A 25,824-nucleotide genomic window follows, 5' to 3' on the forward strand; every position below is an offset into this window, starting at 1 on the left:
GGATTTAAATATGGTCCCAGATGGTAGGGACGCGTGACATCATCCTAAGACTTTCTTCAAAGGCAGACATGTACCTCATGGCAGTTATCATAGACCCCTTAAACTTTAACCTTTTGGTCAGCATGGCAGCTCTGGGTCCCATCTCTCCAGTTGCCAGCTTTTTCCAGTTTTCCGGTGAAGCCCAAAGTTCAAAGTCGTAGGTGCCACCCGTAGCCTTTCCAGCACTTACAGCCACGCCTTTTTCCACTGTGAGTTCTACAGCATCTTCGGGTTTCCCGTCTATGTAGTACTTTATACGCGCACTAAAGTCTTTTAACTCTGACTTTAGCTTTTCGTTTTGGTTCCAGAGTTCCGCATAGGCTTTTATCCAATCCTCAGATAAAAAGGTGTACATTGGAACCTCCTAATCATCAAAAAGGTGGCGGGAGTTCCTTATCTCCCGCCCATTACTTTTTACTTGCCTGCTACTTCCCTTAGGACCTTAAACACCTCGTTGAAGGAAACCTCGTCGTTGTTTACAAACACACCCACGTTACCAACTACGCAAACTGAGTACTTGGGACCTGTAAGAGCCCAACCTATTAGGGGCGTCCACTCTTGGCCGGAGAAAGCTGTGTACCCGTCACACTGCATCTTGGCCATCATACTGTTGGCTGCGCACATCTCAGCAGCCATAGCTGCATGTTCTTCGGAGATGTTGCCCTTGTAAGCTACTAACTTACCGTCATCTGTAAACTCACCAGCAGCCCAAACGCCTTTTATTTTCATCAGTCTGTCAAGGTCTGCCATGGCTAAAACCTCCTTTTAGATGTACTTAGAAAGCACTTCAAATATCTTGTCAAAGTCTGCCTTGTCTAGCTCTACAAAGACACCTACGTTGCCCATTATGCATGCTGCGTACTTACCACCCGCAACAGCAAAGCCACAAACTGGGTAAAAACCTCCCTGACCCGTGTACGCAGACCATCCCTTTGCCTGCATGTTGCCCATAAGCTTGTTAGCTGCACACATCATGGCAGCTATCTCGGCAGACTTTTCATCTATGTTTCCATAGTAGGCCAAAAGCCTACCGTCATCCGAAAACTCTCCGGCGGCCACAGCTCCAGGTATAGACATGAGCTCCTTTAACTTGCTGAGCGTTGCCATCTTTTGCACCTCCTTGAAGGTTTCTATTAGACGATGTTTGCAAAAATCGTGCCAAACGAAAGGTGTTTGTCCTTCAAGTTTTTGAAGATGGTTAGGGTGTTGCAGTGTTGCATCAGTGTTGCAGCTGCGAAACCAAGTATCTGGAGTGTTCAAAGGAAAGCTTGACAATGCTGAGCTTTAGTGGCATCGGATGTTACTGCAGATATACCAGAGGATATGGTGGAAGGCATCACCCTTATGCCAAAGACCTCCCGTGCAGGTATACCACAAGCTCTTACAAGTCCAACAAAATCGGGTCCCTGAAGGTGTTTTCCACTATCCAGTCGTATATAGCTCTAGCCTTCTCAAGATCTGTCCTTGCACCTTTAGTTATCCGTAGGGCGTACTCCCGTACTATGCCGTCTGTCTGCACGTGTTTCGTAGGTCTTAAGAAGAGTTCTACATCCCTAGGTATGCTTGCGTTTGTAGGAGGTAATCTGTTTATGTTTATCCTCCTGTCCCAAAACTCTACTAGGAAATCCACTCTCGCAAACTTGGTTGGTTCACCAGGGTTGAACTTGGAGCCAAAAGAGAAGTATGGGCAGAAACCTGCGAAGGCCAAAGACACAGTAGAAACCTTCAAAAAGGCGCGCCTGTCCATAGTAGCACATCCACACGGATCTTTCTTAAAGTCTATCCACCTAACAGGTGCGCATCCTTACAACCTTTCAAAAGATATCCTTACTTTCTTTCTGGAGGTTCGTAAAGAAGGCCTGTCAGTCCTCCCCAGACAAGGTGAAGTATAAAGGTGGATACCTGAACGTTCATAGGTATAGGGTTTTTAAACCACTCCGCTCCACCAACTGAGCCTATTATGGACACTACTACGACGAATATGTGCCATATCACTCCGTATATGAGCCCCTTCACTAGACCGGAACCGGGTAGCCTGTTCCACACGTAGGGAAGTACCAAGGGTATGGCAAAGAGGGTGGCGTCTATCTGGTGATGGATAAACCAGGCTGGGTTTTTTATGCCTGGGAAGAGGCCAAAGAGCCCAAACCACTTGGCGTAGACTTCGTCAAGGAGGACCATGGCATAACCGCCCATCTGGCTGGCGAAGATAAAACTAGGAAGATTTATTCTGTTCATCGCGTATGACCTCCTACAGTTTTATCTCCACCCTGGAGTTCTCATCGTATATGTACAGCTTCCCATCCTCCTCATCCCTTGTCCTCTTGTGGGACCCATCGCAGAAGGGCTTTTTGTTAGAAAGCCCACACTGGCATATGTAGTATGTCTCCCCGTTTACCTCAAGCTTGTAAGGGCCTTTTTCTGTAAGCTTTACAAGCCTTGCCATGACACAACCTCCTTTTTTTGTTCATTTTAAGCAGTACATAAATTTTTTCAAGAACTGTCTTATCTGTAATATACTTACAGATCTGTAAGTTAACCCTGATGACGTATAATACAGGTAAGTGAAGGGTAAGGGCTCTTACAAGCTGATAATCCTCTTTGGCTTGGTCAGTCTTATTTCGGACTTTACCTACGAAGGTGCCAAATCTATAATAGGACCTTACCTTTTTACCCTTGGTGCTAGCGCGGTTGTTGTAGGGTTTGTATCTGGAATTTCTGAATTCCTTGGGTACTTTCTCAGGCTCGTCTCAGGACACATAGCGGACAAATTAAAAGCCTATTGGTTTTTAACCATACTTGGGTATGCCGTAAACCTCTTTTCGGTTCCCTTAATAGGTCTTACAAAAAACTGGAAAGTTGTAGCATTACTTATGTCCTTAGAGAGGTTTGGTAAGGCTGTAAGGACACCGCCTAGGGACGTGCTTCTTTCCTTTATAACCCAGAAGGTAGGACATGGAAAGGGTTTTGGGCTTCACGAGTTTATGGACCAGGTAGGTGCCATCTTGGGACCCTTGTACGTTGCTCTCATGCTTGGCTTTGGTTATCAGCTGGCCTTTGTATCTCTATTTATCCCAGCGTCTTTAGCCATGCTCCTACTTGCGTGGATAAAGAGGGTATACCCTGAGGAAGAGGTAGAGAGGGTTAGTTCAAAGGATGGGGTTAAAAATGTTTCACTAAGCGGTGATTTTCTACAGTACCTTGCCGCTTCGTCCATATACGCTTTGAGTTTTCTTCCCTTTCCCATAGTCTCTTACCACCTTAAGGCTTCAGGGTTTACTGATATGAGTATACCTGTCCTCTTTTCCTTGGCTATGTTTTCTGATGCTGTGTTTGCCCTTCTCTTTGGCTACATCTTTGACAAGTATGGTGTGAAGTCTGTGGCTTTTGCTCCTTTGCTTAGCTCTGTAGCATCCCCTGTGATCCTCTATCTTAGTCCTATCTTAGGTCTTTTGATCTGGGGTGGTAGCCTTGGTATCCAAGAATCTATCATGAGATCGGCTGTGGCAAGCATGGTCGCCGAAAGTTCAAGAGGTAGAGCCTATGGGATCTTCTACTTTTCCTTTGGACTTTTCTCTTTCTTGGGCTCTCTGGCTCTTGGTTACCTGTACAGTTTAGAACCAGCTTATATGGTACTTTGGTCCGTACTGCTGGGACTCATATCTACCTCTATATTAGTCCTCTTGAGAGTATAGCCTCTGCCAGCAGTATGTCCTCGGGATACGTTATCTTTAAGTTTAGTGGAGAGCCTTCTACCACACCCACCCTGTAGCCGTACCTTTCAAGGAGTGCTGCATCATCTGTGGCGTAGTAACCTTCCTTTCTTGCCCTAAGATGACACTCAAGGAGTATATCCCTTCTAAAACCTTGGGGTGTTTGAGAGAGCCAAAGGTTGGACCTGTCCACAGTCTTTATCACCATGCTGTCGGCCACCTGCTTTACAGTATCCCTCACAGGTACTGCCGTTATTTTGCCCTCATAGTCTTCCAAAGAACATACTTTTAGGAAGAGCTCTAATTTCGCGAGAGGCCTTGCACAATCGTGGACTACTACTATCTCACCCTTGGCCTGTAGTAAAGCTTTTAAAACAGAGTCCTGTCTTTCGTTCCCGCCTGGAACCTTTTTCACATCCTGTGGTACTTCTACCTTGTTTATGTCTTCCTCTGGTAAAACCAGGAGGATCTCCTCAAAATAACCATAGGTCCTATCCAAGGAATGCATGTAGAGAGGCTTTCCTAAAAGCTGTACAAACTGCTTCTTTCTACCAAAACGCCTACCAGACCCAGCAGCTAGGAGGACGAGGCTTATCATTCCTCCCTGAGGGTCTGTATCCTCCTTATGGCCTCTTCAAGTATCTCCTGGGAGAGGTCCATGTCTGTGGAGACCTTTCCTTCGTGGGTAATGAGAGCCGCAAGCTTGTAACCAAGCACTTCCTTCTCCAAAGACTCGCGGGTTATCCTGTCCAAGAGCTTTTTCTTATCCTCAGGCTCCAGGCTTTCAAGCTCAAACTCAGAGACTTCTATAGTATCCGGATCCTCGTCCTTTATGTAAAGGGCATAAACAGGCAATGCCTCTTCAAGACCGAGCCTGTTAAAGAGATCCTCCACTCTTTGCCTTACTAAATGTCTTACGCTCATGCTATATATAATAGCATCCATGCGAGCTGTTCTTCAGAGGGTTAAGGCTTCCTGGGTGCTAGTTGATGGGAAAGAGGTGGCACGTATAGGAGAGGGTCTTAACATACTCTTGGGTGTGGGTAAAGGAGACACCGATGAAGATGTGAAGAAACTCATCCAAAAGATTGTTAACCTGAGGATATTTGAGGATGAAAGAGGGAAGTTTCAATACTCTCTGCTTGACGTTAAAGGCTCTGCACTTGTGGTATCACAGTTTACCCTATACGCAGACGTAAAGAAGGGAAGAAGGCCGAGCTTTGAACAGGCAGAAGAACCAAACAGAGCCAAAGAGCTTTACGAGGAGTTCGTAAGGGAGCTTTCCAAGCTGGTAGAAGTGCAGACGGGTATATTCGGAGCCATGATGGAGGTACACATAGTCAACTGGGGTCCTGTGACTATAATCCTGGACAGCAAGGAACTTTAGAGCTCTATCTCTACGAGCATACCAAAGGGTACGGCAAGGCCTGTGATGTAGGCAAGTCCTGGCCTTAGGGATGGTAGAAGTTTCAGCGTATCCATGTCTCTTTCACCAAAGAAGGGATACACAGCATCCAAATCGTTCTTCGTGTTTAACCTAAAGACTACCTGTGTGTTTAGCTGGGATAGGACATACTTGCTTAGATTTGCAGGCCTTTGGGTTACGGCTATAAGGCCCAGGGATAGCTTCCTTCCCTCCATGGCTATCTTCTTCACCATGAGCTGAGCCAAGTTCTCTCTTCCGGCTGGGACTTCAAAGGCACCCTTCTCAGGTGCAAAGTTGTGAGATTCCTCTAGAACTACCAGAGTCCTTTCTGTACCCTCTAAAGCTCTTATGAAGATCTCTCTCAAGAGGAGTCCTACCACGTTTGTGCGTGTGGAGATGTCTGGCAGATGTTTCATGTCATAGATAACTATCTTCTCCTCGCATGACAAGCCTTCAAGCATTGCTTTTATGAGTGTGGGTTGGTCTGTTATGGCCCTTTCTCCTACCTCCCTTGAGAGGATGTTCAAAAAGTCTTCCACATCTTTCCTTATGGCCGGGTCCTTGGCTGAGCTTAGCATGATATCCTTGAAGGAAAGTTCCCTGTAGGGGAGGTATCTTAGATCTGATTTCAGTAAGCTTCTCAGATTTGCATAAAAGTCTCGCTCTTCCGATGATCTTTCCTGTATGTCAAAGCCATACTGCTTTAGAAGATCCTTAATCTCATCAGCGCTTATAAACATGAGACAGTAGGGGAGTTCTATGTGTTTTAGTGATATTCCAGATAGCTTTGGTGTATACTCTCCGTAAAGGTCAAAGAGGAACACCTTAGGGCCATCCTGCGGCATGTTTTCTAGGAGTCTCCTTACAAAGGTAGTCTTTCCTGAACCTGTAGTTCCTAGGACTGCCATATGCATGCTTAGTACCTTCTCCAGGTCTACGTAGATGGGTCTTTGGGTACCAGCCAGCGTTCCCACCTTCACAGGTAACCCCATAGGGTATCCTGACATATTGAGGGTGAAGAGCCTTGAGTCTTCGTCGGTAAGCTTTAGAAGCTGGGTACCTGGTTCAAGGATGCGAAAGTTGGGGCTTAGGTATCCCTCCTTTTCTTCCTTCTTCTGCCTGTACTCAAACAAGACGGATACATCTGCAAACTTGGGTTTTCCCTTCTCCTGCCAGAGGGCAAAGAGGTAAGAAGTGAGCCAGTCCTTTTGATCTGTGGGGAGTTTCTCTAAATTTGAGGCTGGGGGTGTGTACACCCTGTTTACCTTCAGGAGTATAAAGCCATCTGGTGTTATAGCCTTTAGAAAGGTCTGCTCTTGTATCTCTTCTAAGAGTAAAGCCTGCAGGTTTAGGAAACTTTCCAACTTTAGGACTACAGCCTTTGCATCTTGGTTAAGCTCGTAGGACTCTGCCTTTAGCTCCTCGTAGAGTTCTATAAGTTCCTTCACCTGCTCCGTCTGTACTACAGCTTCTATGTTTCCGTCTGTGGATAGTCCCCTGTAGGTTAGGTTTGCAGATCCTACAAGGGCAAAGCTGTCATCTACGAGTATGAACTTGGCATGTAGCCGCGGGTTTAAGAATATCCTTCCCCCCTTTTTCCTTACTGCCTTGAAAACCCTCTGGTCTGTTATCTCTAGGTCCTTACCTTCTCCAGCTCTGACCACCAGCTCTATGCTTACCCCCTCCTCAACCCTGTCAAGCAGGGATTCCATGATCTCCCCTCTTGCCCATGCAGACACTATGCGTAGGCTAGACTTTGCTTTTCCAAAGGCTTCAAGAAGGAGAGTATATAAATCCTGCATGGGAATATTTTAAGGTGGTGGGCGGTGGCGGAATCGAACCGCCGACCTCCATCTTGTGAGGATGGCGCTCTCCCTCTGAGCTAACCGCCCTATAGGGATAATTATAACCCCTTGACAGTTTATAATGTTATTTATATTATTAAGTAATAGCTGTAAAGAAGAGGAGGTGATAAACTCCCTCCCCCTCCCTCCCCTAATTTGTTTGCCCCACCGCCAGGTGGGGCCTTTCTAAACATGAAGTTCCCACCTTTAAAAGAGGCTATCTTCTTACAGAGGGAAAACAGGTTTGTAGGAAAGGTTCTTCTGAATAGGGAGGAGGTAAGGGCCTACATAAGGAACACAGGAAGGCTTACCGAACTCCTCAGAAGAGGAAACAAAGTATACCTAAAGGAGAAGCATCAGGGGAAGTACCCTTACGAGATACTTTTGGTAGATTACATGGGCACTCTTGTCTGTATAGACTCTCATATAGCTCCAAAGATCTATGCCGAAAGCTTGATGCCTAAAAACGTAGTTTTCGAGCCAAAGGTCAACGCTTCCAGGTTTGACCTCCTGGTGGATGACCTTCTTATAGAGGTAAAGTCTGTGAACTTAGTGGTAAACGGTGTGGCGCTTTTCCCAGATGCTCCAACAAAGAGAGGAGCCAGGCACCTAAGAGAGCTGGCATACCTAATAGATAGTCGTCCTGCCTGTGTGGTGTTCATAGTACAGAGGGAGGATGCCCTTGCCTTTGCACCCAACTGTTCTGTAGACCCTGAATTTTGCAAGGCCTTTGAGGAGTTTCGTAGAAAAGGTGGCATGGTGAAAGCTTACAGGTGTAGCGTGAGCATTGAAGGTATAAGCCTAAAAGATGAGATTATAGTATTAGGAGGGTCTTAGTATGCGGATAAGGCTTTCAAGTAGGGATGCTCTCATAGTAGTAGACATGCAGGTGGACTTTATGCCGGGTGGCGCCCTTCCTGTACCTGAAGGTGATAAGATAGTCCCAAGGCTCAACGAATACATAAAGGCTTTTTCTTCTATGGGCCTGCCTGTGTTCTTCACTAGAGACTGGCATCCAGAGGACCATATATCCTTCAAAGGTCATGGTGGTGTATGGCCTCCTCACTGCGTCCAAGACACACCGGGGGCCCAGTTTCATCCCGACCTATTCATACCCCTTGATAACAAGTTCATAGTATCCAAAGGAACAAGTAGGGATTTTGATGCCTATTCTGGCTTTCAGGGAACAGTGCTAGACCAGCTCTTAAGAGAGAGAGGAGTAAAAAGGATATTCGTCGGAGGTGTTGCTACAGACTACTGCGTGAAGAACACAGTCATAGGAGGCCTTAACCTTGGTTACACTACTTTCCTACTTTTGGATGCCATAAAAGGAGTTGATGTAAACCCCGGAGACTCAGAGAAGGCCATCCAGGAGATGTTAGAACGTGGTGCCATAGGTATAACCCTTGAAGAGGTTGAACTATGAAGTTTTCCCAGCTTGCAGATTACTTTGAAAGGCTTGAAAGGATAACGAGCAGGATAGAGCTGAGTGAGGTCCTAGCTGAAGTTTTGAAAAACTGCCTTCCCGAGGAGGTGGATAAAGTCATATACCTCCTCATGGGCGAGATAGCACCCCCGTATAGGGGTTTAGAGTTTGGTCTCTCGGAAAAGTTAACAGCTGAAGCCACATCAAAGGCCTATGGTGTAAAGATATCTCAAGTAAACGACCTTTATAAGAAACTTGGAGACCTTGGAGAGGTAGCCCTTCACTTAAACCAGAGGGAAGGGAAAGGCTTAGACGTAGTACAGGTCTACCAGGAACTTTACCAGGTAGCTAGCGCAAAGGGTACCTGGGAGAAGGTAATGCGACTAGTAAATCTTCTCAGAGGTCTTAGCGGCAAAGAGTCTAAGTACGTTGTAAGGATAGTTATAGGGAGGCTCAGACTCGGTATAGGAGAGGCAACTCTCATAGAGGCTTTAGCTTTAGCCTTCGGTAGAAGAAGCCTAAAGGAGCTGATAGAGAGGGCCTACAACCTGTGTTCGGATTTAGGTCTTGTGGCCAGCACCCTCTTTAAAGAGGGTGTGCAATCTCTAGAGTCCTTCAAGATACAGGTAGGCTATCCTATAAGGCCTGCCTTAGCGGAGAGGGTATCCTCTCCTTCGGAGATAATAAGCAGACTGGGTAGGTGTGCCCTGGAGGTAAAGTACGATGGGTTTAGACTTCAGATCCACAAAAAGGGCAAAGAAGTAGAGATATACTCCAGGAATTTGGAAAGGATGACTCAGATGTTCCCCGATGTGGTGTCTGCAGTACTTGAGTTACCCTTTGAAGAACTCATATTTGAGGGTGAGGCCATAGCTTACAACGAAAGCACAGGAGAGTTCTACCCTTTCCAGATAACCATACAGAGGAAAAGAAAGTACGACGTGCACAAGTACTCAGAGGAATATCCTCTGAAGCTTTTTGCCTTTGACCTTCTTTACTTAGAAGGTGAAGATTATACGGTAAAACCTTTCGTGGAAAGGAGAAAAAGGCTTGAAGGAGTGGTAATCGGCAACAGCTTGATAGAGCCCTCTGAGATGATCATAGCCGAGGAAGTGAAACAAGTAGAAGAGTTCTTTGAGAAGGCCATTGAAAGGGGTCTTGAAGGTATAATGGCCAAAAGACTTGACGCACCCTACACAGCAGGTTCAAGAAACTTCAACTGGATAAAGCTAAAGAGAAGCTACAAGGGACAGCTCTCGGACAGCCTGGACCTTGTGATAGTGGGTTACTTTTACGGAAGAGGAAACCGTGCCAAGCTGGGTATAGGAGCTGTTCTCGCGGCAGTATACGATAGAGACTCTGACACTTTCAAGACTGTGGCCAAGGTAGGCTCCGGCTTTACGGAAGAAGAGTGGATAAAGTTAAAGCATATGCTGGATGAAATAAAGCTTGAAAGAAAACATCCACGGGTGGAGTCTACCATAGAGCCGGATGTGTGGACAGAGCCACGTTACGTCATAACTGTCCTAGCCGATGAGATAACCATATCACCCATACACACAGCAGGATACGCCCTTAGGTTCCCGAGAGCTGTAGGCTTTATCAGGGCTGACAAGAACCCTGAGGATGCTACGGACCTTTCGGAGATACTAAGACTCTATGAGATACAAAGGAAGGTTACCGTTGGTGAATAAAACTTTTCCCTGCACCCGGGACGGCAGGCTTACCGTTGCTCCCTTTCGGGCCTGGCGGGGTTCACCCTGTCCCGTTGCAGGGATGTATATAATATAGCCCATGTACATACCTTTTGCAAGAAAATACAGGCCAAAAACCTTTGAGGAAGTAGTAGGTCAAGAAGGTGTAAAAACAGTTTTGAAAACCGCCGTCAAGACTGGAAAGGTACACCACGCCTACCTCTTTGCAGGACCTCGTGGAACAGGCAAAACCACAATAGCCCGCATACTCACAAAAGCTCTAAACTGTCTAAACCCGAAGGACGGTGACCCATGCAACGCATGCGAAAACTGTTTATCTATAGATAAGGGCAACTTTCCAGATCTCATAGAGATAGACGCCGCATCCAACAGGGGTATAGAGGACATAAGAGCTATCAGAGATGCTGTCTCCTATGCTCCCATAAAGGGTAAGTACAAGGTGTACATACTTGATGAAGCCCACATGCTTACGAAGGAAGCCTTCAACGCACTTCTAAAAACCCTAGAAGAACCACCACCAAAGACAGTTTTTGTACTCTGTACCACGGAATACGACAAGATCCTTCCTACCATACTTTCAAGATGTCAGAGGTTTATCTTTTCAAAGCTCAGGAATGACGAGATCGTCTACCAGCTTGAGAAGATATGTAAGGCAGAGGGTATAGATTACGAAAAAGAAGCGCTCTACATCATAGCAATGGTAAGTGATGGTGGAATGAGAGATGCTGTATCTTTACTTGATCAGGCCAGCATATACGGAGAAGGAAAGATAACCCAAGAAAAGCTTGAAGAGTTTCTAGGCATACCATCCCAAGCTAAGGTAAGAGAGTTCATAAATATGCTAATAGAAGCTCGCAAAGATGACGCCATAAAAACATTACAATCTATGTATCACTCTGGCATAAACCTACAACGTTTCTGGGACATGCTTGAAGAGGAAATAAGGTCTTTGCTACTGTACAAAAGCCTCACGAAACCCGAGGATATCATAGAAGTGGATGAGTTCCATAAACATTTTGATGGTGTACCCTTGACTAAGATACTCTACCTTGAGAAGGTGGTAAACCAGGCGAGAGCAGATGCTCGTACAAGAGATTTCTACAGAGCATGCCAGCTTGCCATAATAAAGACAGAACTGATAAAAGACATAATGGACCTTACCGAGCTTCTATCTTCAGGGTATGTCAGAACAAAGGAAGCGCAGGCAAAAGAGGAAGAGAGAACCCCAGAGTTCGCTATAAAAGTCGTAGAAGAGAAGGTAGGCTCTTCACAAGCTCAAATCCTCAAAAAGCTAAAGGCTCAAGTGAAAGATGACAAAGTAATCTTTGTTGGAAGCGCGGAAGACCTTAAGTCCCTAGATATTGACAAAATAAAAAATCTTTTAGCCTGGGTAGACTTTGAAGAAGAAGTATCCGACTTTACAAAACAGGTCAAAGATATCTTTGGGGCGAAGATAATAAAGAAAAAAGAGGGATGAAGGCTAGGGTACTTCTGGTAAAGGTTCCAAAGAAGGACATAGGTCTCTTTTCCGCCCTAGTGGACGGTTCTGGAAGGCTTGCCATCGTAAGGACTAAGGAGAAGAGCTCCGAAGAGGTCTACCTTATAGCCACTCCAGACACCTTTGATAGGCTTTTGACTGTCCTTGAAAACATAAAAAGGCACCTTGAAGGTTTAAGTATGGTGGGTGAAGTTCCAGAGGAGAGTGTAGAGTGTTGACACTTATACAATTTCTATGGTAAACTTGTGGGAAACTTGGGATGGAGGTAGAGCCATGAAAAAGTGGATAGTTGGACTTCTGGTAGGGGGCCTTCTGTGTACACCCACGCAAGAGATACAGAAGCTAGGCGTGGGAGGTCCAGAGAAGGCCTCACCCAGTTCCTTTGAGGAGTTGGAGGGTATCGTAGACACAGAATCTCTGGATACCAAAAAGGTAGATGAGCTTATATCCATAGGTATCTCCTTAGAAGAGGCCCGTTCTAGGCTTGCAGAGGTCAAAACCGTAGAGATGGTACGTCCAAACATATGGCCTGTAGTGGGTCTTATAGTGTCTGACTACGGATGGAGGATTATGGGAAGGCGCAAGGAGTTCCATACCGGGGTGGACATATCGGCACCCTATGGTAGCCCTGTAAGCGTTGCATCCGATGGGAGGGTCATCTTTGCTGGGAGCGTCAGGGGTTATGGAAACACGGTGATAGTTTACCACGGCTATGGATTTGTAACGTTGTACGCACACTTGAACAAGATCATGGTAGAGACTGGTGACAGCGTGGTAAAGGGTCAGATAATAGGTGCGGTAGGGTGTACTGGTAGATGTACAGGCCCCCACCTTCACTACGAGGTGATAAAGTACGGGATAAGACAGAACCCTATAGCGTACTTACCTTAAAGCAGGCCCCTTCTCCTTAGGGCGTCCTCGTATATACGCCTGTAGAGGTGGTTCCATTCGGGAGTACCCTCCACTATCCTCCTTGAGTAGGACCTTATCCTTTCCCTCACTTCCTTGTCTATTTCTTCTTCTTCCTTGACTGCTTCCATCAATATCTTTCTTATCCTATTTCTTATTACGTGTGGTTCATCGTAAATTTCAACAGTTTGATCCTCCATTATCATATCCTTTATGAGAGAGGCTATCTGGTTCATCCTTTCTCTTCTGTTTGTATGTATCTTCATTTCTTCGGCAAGCTTGGTACGGACCACTCTGTAAGCTGTCCTGTAATCAAGGCTAGACTCTTCCAGGAGTTCAAGCTTTTCTCTAAGTATCTCACGAGTTTTTTCGTCTAAAAGCCTTTCTTCCTCCTCCACCTTTTGAAATATGGCTTTTATCTTCTTCAAGAAAAGGTACGGATCTTCAACCTCTATAAGCCCTTCGCTCGTTAACTCTTCAAGTATCCTGTTAGCTATTCTCTCCACAAGCTTCTCAGGAAGCCTCATAACTATGTTATTATATCACAGAAGCTTTGAAGAACACTTTTCGTGTTTTGAGTATCCATAAAAAACGGATATTCTATGCTTGTAAGACATCTACTATTCTTTATACATGTAACTATTATGTACTTTGCAGGCTTATTTTCCTTTGAGTATAAAATCTTCATGTTGCAAGGAGAAAGTTTATTATAAATGCTGATTGTAACAAGCTCTGTCAACCTATGCGCTGGTAATATCACATTAAAGTATCCACCATCCTTCATAACGTAGCTTGCGGCTCTTACAAAATCTTCCAGTTTTGTATCCGTTTCAAAATGATATTTCTTGGGAAAACCATCTTTAAAAAAAGGTGGATTTGCTATAACTACATCAAAGGTCTGTTTTTGGAATAGCTTGTCTATGTACCTAAGGTCTCCTTCTACAGGAGTTATCTTGTCCAACAAGCCGTTTACTTGAACATTGTAATGCAAAAGCTCAAGCATGTCCTTATCTCGTTCAAGTGCCCAAACTCGGCAACCATACCTGAGGGTAAGGAGTAAAGATAGTGCGCCAAAGCCAGCGCCCAAGTCTAGCACTTTGCTTTTTCTCTTTATACCTCTAGCAAAGTAGACGAAGAGGACCTCGACTATAGAAAGCCTATGTCCTTTTACAGGTTGTCTTAGTCTTAGTTTCCCCCTTAGGAACTCAAACTCTTTATACTCCAAACTTTTCTACTATCTCCAAGAGCGTGCGGGCTCTCTCCATTATCCTCGTCCACTCTTGTATCTCTTCAAGTGTCTGCGCTGTGGCAAGCTTTCTGTTTGCCTCTTCAAAGAGTGCTTTTTCCTTTCCTGCGTCTATCTCTCCTACTGTGTAAGCTTCTTCTGCGAGTATGGTAACTTTCTGCGGAGTCACATCAACAAAACCATAGGTAACCACGATACCTTCCTTAGGGTTACCGTCAAAGTATACAAGGCCTGGTTTTAGAAGGGTCATAAGGTACATGTGCTTTTCCAGAACGCCCATCTCTCCCTGTTCTGTGGGTATGTTCACCGAGTTTACTTCTTTAGAAAAGGCCAAACCCTTAGGTGTTACTATCTCAACCTTTATCATGAGTTTCTATTATATCATTCTTGCCTTTGGAGGATCTTCTGGCTTGTGAAAGGCCTAAAAACAGACAAACGGTAAGGAACCCCCTGATCCAGAGAAGGTGCATGCTCCCTTCCTAATAGCACGACCACCTTCTTGTTTTCCTTCTTTAGGATGTTTGCTATAGCAAAGGCCATGCTGTTGTCCCATGCATTCTGTACATCTAGAAACACTTTCTCGTCTACTCGTGGATGATCCTTTAGTACACTCTTCCATCTTTCTATCTCTTCTGGCTTTGGGTCTACTATAGTCGTTGGTAGGGTGCTATCCTTTACATGCCTTAGGCCTACTGCTTTTATCTTGTTTACCACTTCAGAGGGTAATCCTATGGCGTACAGTTTTATTCCTTTTTCCCTTGCAAACCTCCATACGGGTGCGTAAAGTTCTTCTGGGTAACCCCATCTTTCCTTGTACTGGGTCTTCCTAAGAAACTCTTCTTCGTCTATCTGTCCACTTACGTATTCATCCAGGTATCTTTGGAAATTTTGTTGAAACATCTCCATGGCTATGACGAACTTGTTCCCACTTTTCCAGAGGCTTTCTATCACTTTCATCTGAAACTCATGATCCTTTTTGTTAGTGTGAATCTCAGGAAGGTATATCACCTCTATATTACATACTGCATAAGAAATTTTTATGAAAAAAATCAATGCTAAAGAAATAAAAAACATAGTTATAATATAAGCTTATAAATTCGGAAGGAGGTGTCAATATGGCAAGAAGAGGTAGAAAAAAAGGTGGTCCAAGATACAGGAGAGTTACTCTTTCTCTCCCAAAGAGGTTATACTATGTGCTCAATGGCATAGCTATGGGAGATGAAAGAAAGTTAAACAGGCTTATCAAGGGTATACTTGAGGACAAGCTCGCCGAATCTACAGTTGCAGAGTTAGAACTGTACCTAAGGAGAGCTGAAGAGGAGGAGGAAGAGGATCTTATGGAGGAACAGACTCAAGAGTCTAAGGAATGATAAGCAACAGAGTAAAACTTTTAGAAGCCTACAAGACTGAAACAACACAGGCAAAGGTAAAGCTTTCCTCTAATGAGCTGTCTGTAGACTATCCAGAAGAACTAAAGGATAGAATTGCTAAGGAAGTCTCGCGTATAGCTTTCAACAGATATCCAGACCCTACTGCAAGCGAGTTGAAGGAAATAGTAGCGGAGAGGTTTGGAATAAGACCGGAAAACATAATGCTAGGAAACGGATCCGATGAGCTCATATACTATTTGTCCATGTCTGTTGGTGAACTATCTACAGGCGTCTTCTTTCCCACACCTACTTTTCCCATGTACGAGATATCCGCCAAAGCCTTAGGAAGACCTCTAGTGTGCACACCTCTGGGTGAGGATTTTGACATAGACCTAGAAGCTTCCCTCCAAGCAATAGAAGGGCACAGGCCTACACTGGCCTACTTCTCCTACCCAAACAACCCTACCGGAAACTGCTTTAGTAAAGAGAAGATACAAAAAATAAGGTCCCTCGGTGTGTTTACAGTAATAGACGAGGCTTACTACCACTTTTCAAAAAAGACCTTCTTGGAAGAAGCTGTGACCAGAGAAGATACTGTAGTCTTAAGGACCCTATCCAAAATAGGGCTGGCAGGTCTAAGGGTCGGAGTACTCATAGGTAAAGAGGAGATTGTTAAGGAGCTTGAAAAGGTGAGGCTTCCCTTCAACATAAGTTCTACATCGCAAGTCATAGCCAAACTTATACTTAGGGACTATTACCACATCATAGAGGAAGCCGTAGACACAACTATAAAGGAAAGGGAAAAAATGCTACAGCATATGTCTAATATGAAAGGGATCAAGGTCTACCCTTCAGAAGCAAATTTTATACTATTTAAAGTTGAATGTATGAGTGCCCAAGAGCTGCACAGCAGATTACTAAAAGAAGGAGTTCTTGTGAGGAACATGTCCTATCTTGTTGATAACGCTCTAAGGGTTAGTGTAGGAAAGCCCCAAGAGAACGAAATGTTTCTAGAAGCCCTTCAGAAGGTCCTGGTATGAAGATAGGCTTTGCTTCCACTACGGGTAAAAAAGCCTATGTTGCTTACAACCTTGCGAAGGATGTATCGAGGAAGGCTCTCTTAAACCCTGAGCTTTTTTACTTTGCTATAAACCCCGCCGAGGATGTTCCAATTGAGATAGTAAAAACACTGCAGTCCATGGGTTTGCTCTTTGAAGAGTACAAGCCCAGAAGCATAAAAGATGTTCCCTACGAAGACCTTGACATACTTCTGACCCTATCGCCCGAAGCTAGGGATCTATGTCCCTACTCGCAGCATCATATGAGAAGAGAGCACTGGCTGATAGATACAGAGAGTCCTTCAGAACTTGTACGGGAGTTGCAAGCAAAACTCATAGAGTTTTTTAGGTTGGGCCGCAACCCTACATTGCCATAAGAGCTTTTTATAAATATAATAAATTTCTGTGATAGACATAAGCAAGCTCAAAACCTTTGTGGCTGTCGCAGAGATAGGCAGCTTTTCCAAAGCTTCCGAGATACTGTATGTAACGCAGCCAGCCGTTACCCAGCAGATAAAGGCTCTTGAAAAGATCATAGGTGCCAAGCTTTTCCAAAGACAGGGTGGGAAGATAGTGCTCACCGAAGAAGGTAAGAGGATATATCAGATAGCCAAGTCCCTTCTAAACAGCTACGAAAACCTTATGGAGGAGATGGCGAAGATAAAGAAGGATGTAAGGGATACACTCTTCTTAGGTGTAAGCACTTCTCTTGGTGAGTACAAGATACCCCAGCTCGTGGCCGAGTTTCATGCCCAGATGCCGAGCATCAACATAAAGCTCTTTGTGGAAAACTCTCAGCAAGTAGAAGAAGCTCTTTCCTCCGGAGTTCTAAACCTAGGTGTTATAGAGAGGGAGCCTTCTGAGAAGTTTAGCTTCATAAAGTGGTTAGCTGATGAGATAATCTTCTTCACACATCCTAACCATCCTTTTGCCAAGCGTGGTGAGATAGAGCCTGAAGAGCTATACGAAGTTGATTTAGTCTTCCGTGAATCTAGTTCTGGTACTAGGAAGATAGTAAAAGATTCTTTAGAAAAGTTGGGGATAATGTTTGATAGGCTAAACATCAAGATAGAGACCAACTGTAGTAGATCTGCGTTGTGTATAGTCAAAAGCGGCTACGGTGCTAGTTTCCTCTCAAAGGGTCTTTTGGAGAAGGAAATAGAAAGGGGAACTGTGGTTCCGGTAAAGATAAAAGGCTTTGAAGCTAAAAGGTGGTATTACATCATCTATCTGGAGGGTGGGAAATCCTCCTTCCTAGCGAATAGGTTTATCAAGTTTCTACTTTCAAAGAAGACCCTTGAAGAGCTAAACGTATGAAGGCTACCATCTTTGATGTAGATGGCGTTATAGTTGACGTAAAGGAATCTTACCATCATGCTATAGCAAGGACAGCATCCTACTTCTTGGGTTTTCCCGTTGATGTAGAATTGGCAAGGCGTATAAAGTTTGAAAAAGGTATAAACAACGACTGGCTTGCTACCTTGGAAGTCATAAGACACTTTGGTAAAGATGCAAAGCTTGAGGAGGTCATACAAGTATTCAACAGGGAGTACGTGAACGTTAGGGACAAGGAAAGATTGATCCTTAGCAGGCCTTTTTTTGAGGGTCTAAAGAGTATGGGCGTGATGCTTGGTGTAGTTACAGGTAGACCAAGGGAGGATCTTGATTACGTTTTTAGGAGGTTTTCACTGTGGGACTTGTTTGATTGTGTGGTAGATGACGATACTATAGAGGATCCTTCTCTGAAGAAACCACACCCCTACGCACTCTACCTTTGTATTGAGAGCTTAAAGGCTAACAGTGCTGTATACATAGGTGACAGCTTAGCAGACTGGCGTATGGTGGAGGATTTCAAAAAAGTATATCCTCAAAAGGTTGAATATGTACACTTTGGAGATTCAGTGAAGCTGGATGGTGTACTGTACGCTAAAGACGAGAAGGATCTTTACTCAACTCTTCAAGAGGTCTTGCGTAATCTCTGAGGAGTATAGGTATATCTTCCTCAACAGGATAATAAACCTTACATTCTTGGCATAGAAGAATATCTCTTTTACTATCATACAGAAGATCTCCTTTACATATGGGACAGGCTAGTATGTTTAGAAGGTCCTGAGGTATCATTTCGGTGGCCCTGATTCTTTTTCGTATGGCCACATTAATATTCCACCAGCTAAGTTGTAAGCTTCATATCCCATATGTCTTAGGAAGTAGGTGGCAAAGGCACTCCTTTCCCCACTTCTACAGTACACTATATACTTCTTGTTCTTGTCAAGATTGTTATAGGCGTACCTTAACTCATCAAGAGGTATCAGTAGAGAGTTGGGTATGCGAACCTGTACATGTTCTGGCGGCGTTCTCACATCTAATAAGACCACGTTAGGATCTTCTAACATCCTCTTGGCTTCTTCTGGACCTACCTCTGGGACCTGAAACATGGCACCTCCTCTTTCAATTATTAAATTATATCCTTACTCTCTTTTGAGGAGTAGAAACTTCTCTCCTTCCCTTTGCATCTGCATGTACCGCCTGGTGTAAAGCTCTCTGTAATAATCTGGGTTATTTTCCATACTCTGGAGTAGCTTAGAGAGCTTTGCGTTATCTTCCTCTAAAGACCTTATCTCAGAATCAATAACCTGCATAGATTTATTCAGTTTTGATAGAGCAAATACGTTTAGTTTGCTGAAGAAGATATTGTACACTGTGAGTCCTAGCATAAGCAGGAAGAAGAGTAGTGAAAGGAGCTTACTTGAAGAACCTGGGAAACTCATCCTTCCCTCCAAAGCTTGCAGCATATCCTAGAATTTCTTCTATCCTCAAGAGCTCGTTGTACTTTGCTATTCTGTCAGTCCTTGAAGCTGATCCTGTCTTTATCTGACCTGCGTTAACACCCACTGCTAGGTGTGATATGAAGGTATCTTCTGTCTCCCCAGACCTGTGGGAAACTATGGTGGCGTAACCTTTCTGCTTTGCAAAAGCTATTGTCTGTAAGGTTTCGGTCAGTGTTCCTATCTGGTTGAGTTTTATGAGTATGGCGTTTGCTATACCCTGCTTTACACCTTCTTCGAGTATTGCCTTGTTAGTAACAAACAAGTCATCACCTACCAGTTGAAGTCTGTCTCCCAGCCTCTTTGTTATAAGCTTCCATCCTTCCCAATCGTTTTCGGCAATGGGGTCCTCTATAGAGACTATGGGATACTTATTTGTTAGTTTGGCATAAAATTCCACAAGCTCTTCTGCTGTCCACTTCTTACCTTCAAAATGGTAAAGATCATCCTCATAGTAAAACTCAGAGGATGCGCAGTCCAAGGCCAAAACTAAATCTTCTCCAGGTTTGTAACCAGCCTTCTCTATGGCCATCATCAAAAAGTCCAAGGCCTGTTCTGTGTTCTCTAGGTTTGGTGCAAAGCCACCCTCGTCTCCTACATTTGTAGAAAAACCTTTCTCTTTAAGAAGGCTCTTGAGTGTATGGAAAACCTCCACACCTTTCCTGAGAGCTTCTGAGAACCTATCACCCAAAGGTACTATCATAAACTCTTGTATGTCCAACGGGTTGTCTGCATGAACTCCACCGTTTATCACGTTCATCAGAGGAACTGGTAGTTTGTTGGCTTGAAGTCCACCTATGTACATGTAGAGGGGAATGCCTAACTCCTGTGCGCTTGCCCTGGCTACGGCCATACTTACACCCAGTATAGCGTTGGCACCCAGACGGCTTTTGTTAGGAGTGCCATCCAGCTCTATAAGAATCTTGTCTATGTAAGCTTGTTCTGTGGACTCAAGTCCTACTATTTCTTTTGCTATTATGGAGTTAACATTGTCCACCGCCTTTAGGACACCCTTACCCAGATACCTTTTGGGGTCATGGTCTCTAAGCTCCAAAGCTTCCTTCTCACCCGTAGAAGCTCCGCTTGGCACTATGGCTCTACCAACAGCACCAGACTGCAGATAAACCTCTACTTCTACAGTTGGGTTACCCCTTGAGTCTAGGACTTCTCTTGCCTTTACCTTTACTATCTGTGACACTTTAACACCCCTCGTGCTTTGATTTTTCTGTTATTATTATACACAGAGAAGCATGTCAGAAAAAGCTACCTCCTGCGTTATATATAAATAGGAGGGTTTAGGTTGAAAAAGTTAACTTACAAAGTTCAGTTTGAAACACCTGCCTTCATAGGGGGAGCTGATCTTAAAAAAGCAGATCGCGAAAAAACAGATTGTGAAAAAGCTGATCGTGGAAAAGCTGCTAAAAAAGCAGAGCTTAGACCTGCCAGCTTTATAGGAATACTGCGATGGTGGTGGAGGGTCATCTTAGCAACCTTTTATGATAGTTCTGAGAAGATACATGAAAAAGAATCTCTGATTTTTGGCTCTAGTAAAAGGGCAGGAGCTGTATATCTGCGGTTGTTGAGTCCTGAGAATTTAAAGCGTTGCTGTGGAAAAGAAATAGATCCTTACATGTTTGCCAATAGAGAATGCATAGCTGAAGGAACTAGCTTCAATGTTTGTGTATACACAAAGAAGGAGTATGAAGAAATAGTAGACAATCTATGTAAACTGGTATTTTGTTGGGGATCAGTAGGTTACAGAAGCAGAAAAGGTGTCGGAAGCCTTAAGTTGATAGAACCTAGATTGGGTTCTGAAAAAGAAGAGCTTAAGCTTCTTAAAGATGTTTATTGGCGGAATATACTGGAGAAGGTAGAGGATTTTAGGGATATGACAGAAAAGGGGTTTGATGACCTTCCTTCCCTTAAAAACCTAAAGCTGTTACGAAGAAAGTTGAACTCAAAAGATTTACGTGAGGGGCTTAAAGAATTTAGAGAAGTATACCGGAATATTAGACGTGAAGATAACAATAAGACTCCCGAATATAACACCATAATTAAAAACTTCATGCAAGGAAAAGAAATAAATGAGCAGCATGTACGTGTACCAAACATAGTCTTTGGACTTCCTATACAGTATAAAGGCAGTGTTATGTTAACATGGAAGGGTCCTCAAAATCAGACGGGTAATAATAGGAGGGCTTCTCTATTTCTCTTTAAAGTTAAAGATAACTACGTATACGCTATAGGGTTTAAAAGTAAGCTCCTATTAGATGGTGCAAAACTTTACGTAAAATACTTAAAATTAAAAGGTAGAGAGGGTAAGGAAATTGATGTTGATTTATCTAGTGTTGATCTTTTTGAACAAGCAATAAAAGCTCTAGAGAAAGGAGGGTTTGAGGAGGTTAAAATAGAATGAATAAGTACCTAACCGTATTTAGCTTTTCACCAGTACAGAGTTTTATAGAAGCCTCGAGGAAGTTAAAGGATCTATTTACGGCAAGCTACATACTTTCATACCTCACCAAAGAAACTGCAAAAGATTATCAAGATTCTCTTGTGTTTCCTATGGAGGTAAAGGATGATAGTAACAAAGCTAACTGGCCTCTTGCAAACTATCCAAACAGGTTTGTTATCCTGACTGAAGAAAAAGTTGATTGTGAAAAGTTAAAAGAGAACTTTAACAATGCTTGGAGAGGGATTTGGGAAAAAGTTCTCAAATATCTAAAAGATAAGTATGAAAACTTTCCAGAAGATCAGTTTAAGCTACACGTACAGAATTACTTTCAGACTTTTTGCCATTGTCAAGAGTTTATAGATAGAGACAAATGGAAACAGTTGTTGGATTATAAAGAAGATGATAACGAAGATTATGGAAGTAATCCATACGTCTACACGTACGATATTGCTGAAAGAATACTAGGTTCAAAGAAGAGTAGAAGGTTTTACAAACCACTCTTTGACAAATACAAACATGGCGATCACTACCCGGACGGCTGCACTCTATGCGGTGAAAGGCTCCATCTTGCTCTTGATTGGAAAGAGTTGCAAAATAAGTTACCAAAAGGATATCTTGCAGAGAGTGAAAAGCTGTGCGGAGTGTGCTTAGTTAAGAGGCTTGCATGGGATGAGGTATTTTCTGCAAAAAATCAAAGTGAAGTAAACTTTCCTTCCGTAGAAGAGGTTGCTGGTATAAAGTTTAAAAAGGCTTTTATTGATAAACTAGAGAAAGATGAAGACTTACAGAAAAGCATAGAGAATATATTTGAGCTGCTACCAAGCAAATTTAAGATAAATACAAACCCTATATTTATAAAAATTTTGGAAGAGGATAAAAACATACCTGCTATCGACAAATTTGCAAGCTTTGTAAACATAGATAGTGAAGTTTTTAGAAGGTTTGATGACGAATTTTGGCTTAAAGAGCTAGAAGAAGAATATCCAGAAGAAATAGGCAAAATCAAGGAAGCTTTTAACAAACTTAAACAACTTTTTGAAAGGGAAGATCTCAAAGGGTACAGACATAGAAATGCCTATTATGCCATACTTCTAGCAGATGGTGACGATATGGGTAGGTGGCTTGGTCCTAAAAAAGATTTTAGAGGAGAAGAGCTTACCGATGAATTCCATAAGAATTTTTCGAAAAAACTCAGTGATTTTGCAGGAAGTGTGATTAAAGATAAGAAGATGCCTTTTCTGCCCGTTTATGCTGGTGGTGACGACATACTTGCCTTTCTGCATCCCTTAGACGCCTTGGACTATGCTTATGAAAAGGTGGAAGAATTTAAAAATACACTTTGGGGAAAGGGTAGTATGAGCGCCGGTATTCTTATAACCCATGTTAAGTCTCATTTACAGATGGCTTTAAAGTATGTGAGGGATTTGGAAAAGAAGGCTAAAAACTTTAAAAGGATATCTCAAAAAGGTTCTCTATGCATAGGTATTCTTACACATTCAGGTAATTTTAGGAGTGTAGTCCTAAACTGGGAAGATTTAGACACACTGAAAAAGTTGATAGAAGCTTTTAAGTCTGAGGATCTGAGTTCTAACCTTGCGTACACTATCAGAGAAATAAAAAAACTAACAGATAAGAATGTAATAGGATCCATGTTGAAAAGATATTTCCTCAGAAAATCGGTGAATCCTGAATCTATTTTATCCTTACATGAACAAGTGTTTAAAAACTTTTTCTTAGATAAACATGAATTTTTAGCTTCTAAAGCTTTGGAAAATCTGCTTGACGCGTTGTACGTGGCTAGATTCTTGGCACGTAACGTGGAGGGCTTTGAGAATGTTCAGGGTGTATAAGATCATACCCTGTAAGGAGCTTATGTTTGGGAGCCTTAAGCATTTTGTAGCTGGAGAGTCTCATTACTACACGAGTTCCGAGAGTCTAAACATAATGAGATTTTTTAAACTGGTGGAAGATCTAAAGGAAGAAGAATTCGTTAAAATATGCGCAGTTGGCTTTTTCTCAGAGTCTGATGGAAGCTTTTTGGTTCCATTGCCTGCAGACATACTCTTCCCAAGAAAAGGAAGAGAAGGAAATCCAGTCATGGCTAAGTATAGAGAAGATTACGTCTTTATTAAAGGAACTTTGGAGCACTACGAGTACAAGAGGGCATACGTTAAGCTTAGTTGTTTGCTCAAGGACTACCTCCACGGAAGGTTGGATTGCTTTAATAAACGTGATGACAATAAAGAAGGTGATAAAGAGGGTATACTAGAAGAAAGCAGTATACTAAAAAGAGAACAGAAGGTGGGTTTGGGCGTGGATTATGAAAGCAAAACGTCCAAGGAAGGAAGATTGTACTTTACGCAGAGGTTAGGAGTGCGTAGTAATTATTTTCTCTCCATCCTCGTCGAAGGTAAACTAAGGGAGGCTGAATCCTTCGTAGGTGCTGAGAGAACAAGGGCGTTCGTTAAGGATTCTGGATTGTATGTAAAGAGCTTGGAAGAACTGCAGAATATTAAAGAAGGTGAATTTTACAAGTTCTACCTTCTCTCCCATGCTTTCTTTGATGATAGCAAAGTTTACATAAACGGTATTGAGTTTGAGCTTAAGTGGATTTTCTCGGCGGGAGCTGAGTGGATATCTGGATGGAGAAAACCAGCCCTTTACATGCTAAGGCCAGGTTCTGTGTTGGTATTAAGGGCAAAGACCTCTGGAAATGTCAGAAGGCTGTGTCAGATAGAAGCGTTTGAGGGAGTTATAAATATTATAGAAGGTAAGAGGAGCTTTTTAGACTTTGGATGGAATACTGGGATAATCATGAGGGAGGTAAACACATGAAAGAGTATTTGTTCTTCTTCCGTGTAATAACTCCCATGCACATAGGTGTAGGCTCTGGAATAGGTCATATAGACTTACCCATCTACAGGGAGGTTCCTACCAACTTTCCAGCAATACCAGCAAGCAGCATAAAGGGAGTCCTTCGCCAAAGGTGGCTAGAAAGCACTCTAAAGCATTCTGGAAAAGGTTCTCTAAAGGAGTATGATGAAGCTTTAGAAAAGGGAGAGGATGAATCTCCTTGTGTAAAGCTTTCTTCTAAAATCTTTGGTAGTCAAAAAGGTGAAGGAAGCTTGGTGGTTTATGATGGGAGAATCCTTTTCTTCCCTGTAAGGTCTGTAAAAGGAATATTTGCTTATGTTACGTGTCCATATGTGCTAAAGCGTTTTGAACAAGATACAAATATAGCAGTAACTATGTCTGACTACGAGAATCTTAAGGATGGGGAAACCATCGTCCTTAACAGCGAGGAGATAGTGTACGAGAAAGGTGATAAACTCTATTTAGTGCTTGAGGAGTTTGCCTTTTCTGTATGTGAAAGGAGAAATGATCAATTATGGAACTTGGCAAAGAAAATAGGTATCAGACCGAAACGTATAGCTGTAGTTTCAGATAGCGTTTTTTCTCATATGGTAGAAAGCTATACAGAGGTCCAAACCCATACGAAGATAGATCTTACCACAGGTACTGTAGAGGAAGGAGCTTTGTGGACAGAAGAGTACGTACCACCAGAAACGATTTTTTATGTAAAGATGCAGCTTTTGAATTCTGGTCAATTACCTGATTGCGAAGAAGTTAAATTTAGTAGCTGGCTTTCTCAAGAAGTTAAAGCTCTTATGATAGGGGGCAACACAACTACAGGAAAAGGACTTGTGGAGGTTGTAAACTATGATGAAAAAGCTACATGAACAAGAGTTTGCAGAGTGTGCCTGGAAATGTGTAAATAAAGTAAAAAATGAGAAATACAAGGATAAATACAAAAGCCTTGCCAAAAGATTGCCCTCTATGATAAATGCAAACGGCCTTTTAACGACGGTAGCCTTTCTTAAGTCGAAAAAAGGATCGAAGGAACATACAGAGATTTTAAAACATCTAGCTACCTTTTTACTTAAAGAGACTGAAAAAGGTAACAACTCTACAGATGAGGAGCTTATAAAGAAGCTTATATATTCTGACTTTTCTGAGTATCTTTACTACACAAAGGTTGCCTTAAGGTTTGCTGTATGGCTTAAAAGGATGGCGGAGGCGGAGATTGAGGGTACCGATGAAGATTGAGAATATTAAGGAAATAGAAAGCATAGAGAACATATCGCTTGCTTTCAATAAACTTTTGCCCATGATTGAAATAATTAAGATTGAGAAGGAGAAAAAAGAAGAAAAACATATTTCAGCAAGGTTTCTAAGCAATTTGAAAGAAGTTCTGAGAAAAAAATATTATGCTAAAGATGTTGTTAGGCTATATAATGCT

Annotated in this window: 35 protein-coding genes, 1 tRNA gene and 1 other RNA gene; 18 read left to right on the plus strand and 19 right to left on the minus strand. The window is 43.0% G+C overall.

Annotated elements, in window-relative coordinates; genetic code table 11:
* Positions 1-4 precede the first annotated feature (4 nt).
* The 6 genes from B5444_RS01775 to B5444_RS01800 form a co-directional block, all read right to left on the minus strand.
* Positions 5-394 (minus strand): SCP2 sterol-binding domain-containing protein, encoded by a 390-nt coding sequence (locus B5444_RS01775; RefSeq protein WP_079653537.1) that lies wholly within the window; start codon positions 392-394, stop codon positions 5-7.
* Positions 395-453: 59 nt separating this feature from the next.
* A complete protein-coding gene (locus tag B5444_RS01780; RefSeq protein WP_079653538.1) occupies positions 454-789 on the minus strand; it encodes a DUF2173 family protein in 336 nt (111 codons plus the stop codon).
* Between the two features lie 15 nt (positions 790-804).
* Positions 805-1,146, minus strand: a complete 342-nt coding sequence (locus B5444_RS01785; protein WP_079653539.1) for a DUF2173 family protein — start codon at positions 1,144-1,146, stop codon at positions 805-807.
* A gap of 274 nt (positions 1,147-1,420) precedes the next feature.
* On the minus strand, positions 1,421-1,786 hold the full coding sequence (locus B5444_RS07730; protein WP_079653540.1) for a transglutaminase-like domain-containing protein: 366 nt from the start codon (positions 1,784-1,786) through the stop codon (positions 1,421-1,423).
* 80 nt (positions 1,787-1,866) lie between these two features.
* Entirely contained in the window at positions 1,867-2,277 is a 411-nt protein-coding gene (locus B5444_RS01795) for a hypothetical protein (protein WP_079653541.1), read from the minus strand.
* A 13-nt stretch (positions 2,278-2,290) separates the two neighbouring features.
* Positions 2,291-2,485 (minus strand): CDGSH iron-sulfur domain-containing protein, encoded by a 195-nt coding sequence (locus B5444_RS01800; RefSeq protein WP_079653542.1) that lies wholly within the window; start codon positions 2,483-2,485, stop codon positions 2,291-2,293.
* Between the two features lie 118 nt (positions 2,486-2,603).
* On the opposite strand from B5444_RS01800, the gene B5444_RS01805 reads away from it, so the two are divergent.
* Positions 2,604-3,734, plus strand: coding sequence for an MFS transporter (locus tag B5444_RS01805; protein WP_079653543.1), 1,131 nt, complete (start codon positions 2,604-2,606; stop codon positions 3,732-3,734).
* Here the strand turns inward: B5444_RS01805 and ispD are convergent.
* Both ispD and B5444_RS01815 read right to left on the minus strand, forming a co-directional pair.
* Positions 3,709-4,350 carry a 2-C-methyl-D-erythritol 4-phosphate cytidylyltransferase gene (gene ispD, locus B5444_RS01810; RefSeq protein ID WP_079653544.1) on the minus strand — a complete coding sequence of 214 codons (642 nt, stop codon included), beginning with the start codon at positions 4,348-4,350 and terminating at the stop codon, positions 3,709-3,711. The two genes, B5444_RS01805 and ispD, sit on opposite strands and share 26 nt — an antisense overlap.
* On the minus strand, positions 4,347-4,676 hold the full coding sequence (locus tag B5444_RS01815; protein ID WP_079653545.1) for a hypothetical protein: 330 nt from the start codon (positions 4,674-4,676) through the stop codon (positions 4,347-4,349). Before B5444_RS01815 ends, ispD begins: the two co-directional genes overlap by 4 nt.
* A gap of 19 nt (positions 4,677-4,695) precedes the next feature.
* Between B5444_RS01815 and dtd the strand changes: the two genes are divergently transcribed.
* A complete protein-coding gene (dtd, locus tag B5444_RS01820; RefSeq protein ID WP_079654629.1) occupies positions 4,696-5,139 on the plus strand; it encodes a D-aminoacyl-tRNA deacylase in 444 nt (147 codons plus the stop codon).
* Here the strand turns inward: dtd and B5444_RS01825 are convergent.
* The gene (locus B5444_RS01825) at positions 5,136-6,980 is read right to left on the minus strand and encodes a helicase HerA domain-containing protein (protein ID WP_079653546.1); all 1,845 of its coding nucleotides are present in this window, start codon (positions 6,978-6,980) and stop codon (positions 5,136-5,138) included. The genes dtd and B5444_RS01825 overlap by 4 nt on opposite strands.
* Before the next feature lie 15 nt (positions 6,981-6,995).
* Positions 6,996-7,070 (minus strand) — tRNA-Val (locus B5444_RS01830).
* A gap of 144 nt (positions 7,071-7,214) precedes the next feature.
* Between B5444_RS01830 and sfsA the strand changes: the two genes are divergently transcribed.
* From sfsA to B5444_RS01845, 3 genes are read left to right on the plus strand one after another with little or no spacing between them, the layout of a single operon-like run.
* Positions 7,215-7,859, plus strand: a complete 645-nt coding sequence (gene sfsA / locus B5444_RS01835) for a DNA/RNA nuclease SfsA (RefSeq protein ID WP_079654630.1) — start codon at positions 7,215-7,217, stop codon at positions 7,857-7,859.
* A 1-nt stretch (position 7,860) separates the two neighbouring features.
* Positions 7,861-8,448, plus strand: coding sequence for a nicotinamidase (locus B5444_RS01840; protein ID WP_079653547.1), 588 nt, complete (start codon positions 7,861-7,863; stop codon positions 8,446-8,448).
* The gene (locus B5444_RS01845) at positions 8,445-10,142 is read left to right on the plus strand and encodes an ATP-dependent DNA ligase (RefSeq protein WP_079653548.1); all 1,698 of its coding nucleotides are present in this window, start codon (positions 8,445-8,447) and stop codon (positions 10,140-10,142) included. The genes B5444_RS01840 and B5444_RS01845 overlap by 4 nt, the downstream gene beginning before the upstream one ends.
* Here the strand turns inward: B5444_RS01845 and ffs are convergent.
* Positions 10,136-10,233: signal recognition particle sRNA small type (gene ffs / locus B5444_RS01850), an RNA gene on the minus strand. The two genes, B5444_RS01845 and ffs, sit on opposite strands and share 7 nt — an antisense overlap.
* A 9-nt stretch (positions 10,234-10,242) precedes the next feature.
* Between ffs and dnaX the strand changes: the two genes are divergently transcribed.
* Genes dnaX through B5444_RS01865 form a run of 3 tightly spaced genes read left to right on the plus strand, consistent with a single transcriptional unit; the run spans position 10,243 to position 12,552 of the window.
* The gene (gene dnaX, locus B5444_RS01855) at positions 10,243-11,640 is read left to right on the plus strand and encodes a DNA polymerase III subunit gamma/tau (protein WP_154021717.1); all 1,398 of its coding nucleotides are present in this window, start codon (positions 10,243-10,245) and stop codon (positions 11,638-11,640) included.
* Positions 11,637-11,879 carry a DUF4911 domain-containing protein gene (locus tag B5444_RS01860; protein WP_079653549.1) on the plus strand — a complete coding sequence of 81 codons (243 nt, stop codon included), beginning with the start codon at positions 11,637-11,639 and terminating at the stop codon, positions 11,877-11,879. Before dnaX ends, B5444_RS01860 begins: the two co-directional genes overlap by 4 nt.
* Positions 11,880-11,934: 55 nt before the next feature.
* On the plus strand, positions 11,935-12,552 hold the full coding sequence (locus B5444_RS01865) for a M23 family metallopeptidase (protein ID WP_079653550.1): 618 nt from the start codon (positions 11,935-11,937) through the stop codon (positions 12,550-12,552).
* On the opposite strand, the gene B5444_RS01870 is transcribed toward B5444_RS01865, so the two are convergent.
* From B5444_RS01870 to B5444_RS01885, 4 genes are read right to left on the minus strand one after another with little or no spacing between them, the layout of a single operon-like run.
* Complete coding sequence (locus tag B5444_RS01870; RefSeq protein WP_079653551.1) at positions 12,549-13,097, minus strand: DUF507 family protein; 549 nt, start codon at positions 13,095-13,097, stop codon at positions 12,549-12,551. The genes B5444_RS01865 and B5444_RS01870 overlap by 4 nt on opposite strands.
* Before the next feature lie 2 nt (positions 13,098-13,099).
* Positions 13,100-13,795 carry a tRNA1(Val) (adenine(37)-N6)-methyltransferase gene (locus tag B5444_RS01875; protein ID WP_079653552.1) on the minus strand — a complete coding sequence of 232 codons (696 nt, stop codon included), beginning with the start codon at positions 13,793-13,795 and terminating at the stop codon, positions 13,100-13,102.
* The gene (gene atpC / locus B5444_RS01880) at positions 13,785-14,183 is read right to left on the minus strand and encodes an ATP synthase F1 subunit epsilon (protein ID WP_079653553.1); all 399 of its coding nucleotides are present in this window, start codon (positions 14,181-14,183) and stop codon (positions 13,785-13,787) included. Before atpC ends, B5444_RS01875 begins: the two co-directional genes overlap by 11 nt.
* Positions 14,184-14,197: 14 nt before the next feature.
* Positions 14,198-14,824, minus strand: a complete 627-nt coding sequence (locus B5444_RS01885) for a ChaN family lipoprotein (protein WP_172838415.1) — start codon at positions 14,822-14,824, stop codon at positions 14,198-14,200.
* Positions 14,825-14,931: 107 nt separating this feature from the next.
* Here B5444_RS01885 and B5444_RS01890 point away from each other — a divergent pair, with 107 nt between their 5' ends.
* The 5 genes from B5444_RS01890 to B5444_RS01910 are packed head-to-tail and all read left to right on the plus strand — an operon-like array spanning position 14,932 to position 18,226.
* Positions 14,932-15,186 carry a hypothetical protein gene (locus B5444_RS01890; protein WP_079653555.1) on the plus strand — a complete coding sequence of 85 codons (255 nt, stop codon included), beginning with the start codon at positions 14,932-14,934 and terminating at the stop codon, positions 15,184-15,186.
* Positions 15,183-16,226, plus strand: coding sequence for a histidinol-phosphate transaminase (gene hisC / locus B5444_RS01895; protein WP_079653556.1), 1,044 nt, complete (start codon positions 15,183-15,185; stop codon positions 16,224-16,226). Before B5444_RS01890 ends, hisC begins: the two co-directional genes overlap by 4 nt.
* Positions 16,223-16,621 carry a low molecular weight phosphatase family protein gene (locus tag B5444_RS01900; RefSeq protein ID WP_079653557.1) on the plus strand — a complete coding sequence of 133 codons (399 nt, stop codon included), beginning with the start codon at positions 16,223-16,225 and terminating at the stop codon, positions 16,619-16,621. The genes hisC and B5444_RS01900 overlap by 4 nt, the downstream gene beginning before the upstream one ends.
* A gap of 28 nt (positions 16,622-16,649) precedes the next feature.
* Entirely contained in the window at positions 16,650-17,561 is a 912-nt protein-coding gene (locus B5444_RS01905; protein WP_079653558.1) for a LysR family transcriptional regulator, read from the plus strand.
* On the plus strand, positions 17,558-18,226 hold the full coding sequence (locus tag B5444_RS01910; RefSeq protein WP_079653559.1) for an HAD family hydrolase: 669 nt from the start codon (positions 17,558-17,560) through the stop codon (positions 18,224-18,226). Before B5444_RS01905 ends, B5444_RS01910 begins: the two co-directional genes overlap by 4 nt.
* Here the strand turns inward: B5444_RS01910 and B5444_RS01915 are convergent.
* The 4 genes from B5444_RS01915 to eno are packed head-to-tail and all read right to left on the minus strand — an operon-like array spanning position 18,171 to position 20,267.
* Positions 18,171-18,365 carry a Trm112 family protein gene (locus tag B5444_RS01915; RefSeq protein ID WP_079653560.1) on the minus strand — a complete coding sequence of 65 codons (195 nt, stop codon included), beginning with the start codon at positions 18,363-18,365 and terminating at the stop codon, positions 18,171-18,173. The genes B5444_RS01910 and B5444_RS01915 overlap by 56 nt on opposite strands.
* Positions 18,362-18,679 carry a rhodanese-like domain-containing protein gene (locus B5444_RS01920; RefSeq protein ID WP_079653561.1) on the minus strand — a complete coding sequence of 106 codons (318 nt, stop codon included), beginning with the start codon at positions 18,677-18,679 and terminating at the stop codon, positions 18,362-18,364. The genes B5444_RS01915 and B5444_RS01920 overlap by 4 nt, the downstream gene beginning before the upstream one ends.
* 33 nt (positions 18,680-18,712) lie before the next feature.
* Complete coding sequence (locus B5444_RS01925) at positions 18,713-19,012, minus strand: septum formation initiator family protein (protein WP_079653562.1); 300 nt, start codon at positions 19,010-19,012, stop codon at positions 18,713-18,715.
* Complete coding sequence (gene eno / locus B5444_RS01930) at positions 18,987-20,267, minus strand: phosphopyruvate hydratase (RefSeq protein ID WP_079653563.1); 1,281 nt, start codon at positions 20,265-20,267, stop codon at positions 18,987-18,989. The genes B5444_RS01925 and eno overlap by 26 nt, the downstream gene beginning before the upstream one ends.
* Before the next feature lie 102 nt (positions 20,268-20,369).
* Here eno and cmr1 point away from each other — a divergent pair, with 102 nt between their 5' ends.
* Genes cmr1 through cmr5 form a run of 5 tightly spaced genes read left to right on the plus strand, consistent with a single transcriptional unit; the run spans position 20,370 to position 25,631 of the window.
* Positions 20,370-21,485 (plus strand): type III-B CRISPR module RAMP protein Cmr1, encoded by a 1,116-nt coding sequence (cmr1, locus tag B5444_RS01935; RefSeq protein ID WP_172838416.1) that lies wholly within the window; start codon positions 20,370-20,372, stop codon positions 21,483-21,485.
* Positions 21,482-23,374, plus strand: a complete 1,893-nt coding sequence (gene cas10 / locus B5444_RS01940; RefSeq protein WP_079653565.1) for a type III-B CRISPR-associated protein Cas10/Cmr2 — start codon at positions 21,482-21,484, stop codon at positions 23,372-23,374. Before cmr1 ends, cas10 begins: the two co-directional genes overlap by 4 nt.
* The gene (locus B5444_RS01945; protein ID WP_079653566.1) at positions 23,358-24,359 is read left to right on the plus strand and encodes a type III-B CRISPR module-associated Cmr3 family protein; all 1,002 of its coding nucleotides are present in this window, start codon (positions 23,358-23,360) and stop codon (positions 24,357-24,359) included. The genes cas10 and B5444_RS01945 overlap by 17 nt, the downstream gene beginning before the upstream one ends.
* Entirely contained in the window at positions 24,356-25,264 is a 909-nt protein-coding gene (gene cmr4, locus B5444_RS01950) for a type III-B CRISPR module RAMP protein Cmr4 (protein ID WP_172838417.1), read from the plus strand. The genes B5444_RS01945 and cmr4 overlap by 4 nt, the downstream gene beginning before the upstream one ends.
* Positions 25,245-25,631 carry a type III-B CRISPR module-associated protein Cmr5 gene (gene cmr5, locus B5444_RS01955; RefSeq protein WP_079653568.1) on the plus strand — a complete coding sequence of 129 codons (387 nt, stop codon included), beginning with the start codon at positions 25,245-25,247 and terminating at the stop codon, positions 25,629-25,631. The genes cmr4 and cmr5 overlap by 20 nt, the downstream gene beginning before the upstream one ends.
* Positions 25,632-25,824: the final 193 nt, after the last annotated feature.

The organism is Thermocrinis minervae (assembly GCF_900142435.1).
In the GTDB taxonomy this organism is placed as follows: domain Bacteria; phylum Aquificota; class Aquificia; order Aquificales; family Aquificaceae; genus Thermocrinis_A; species Thermocrinis_A minervae.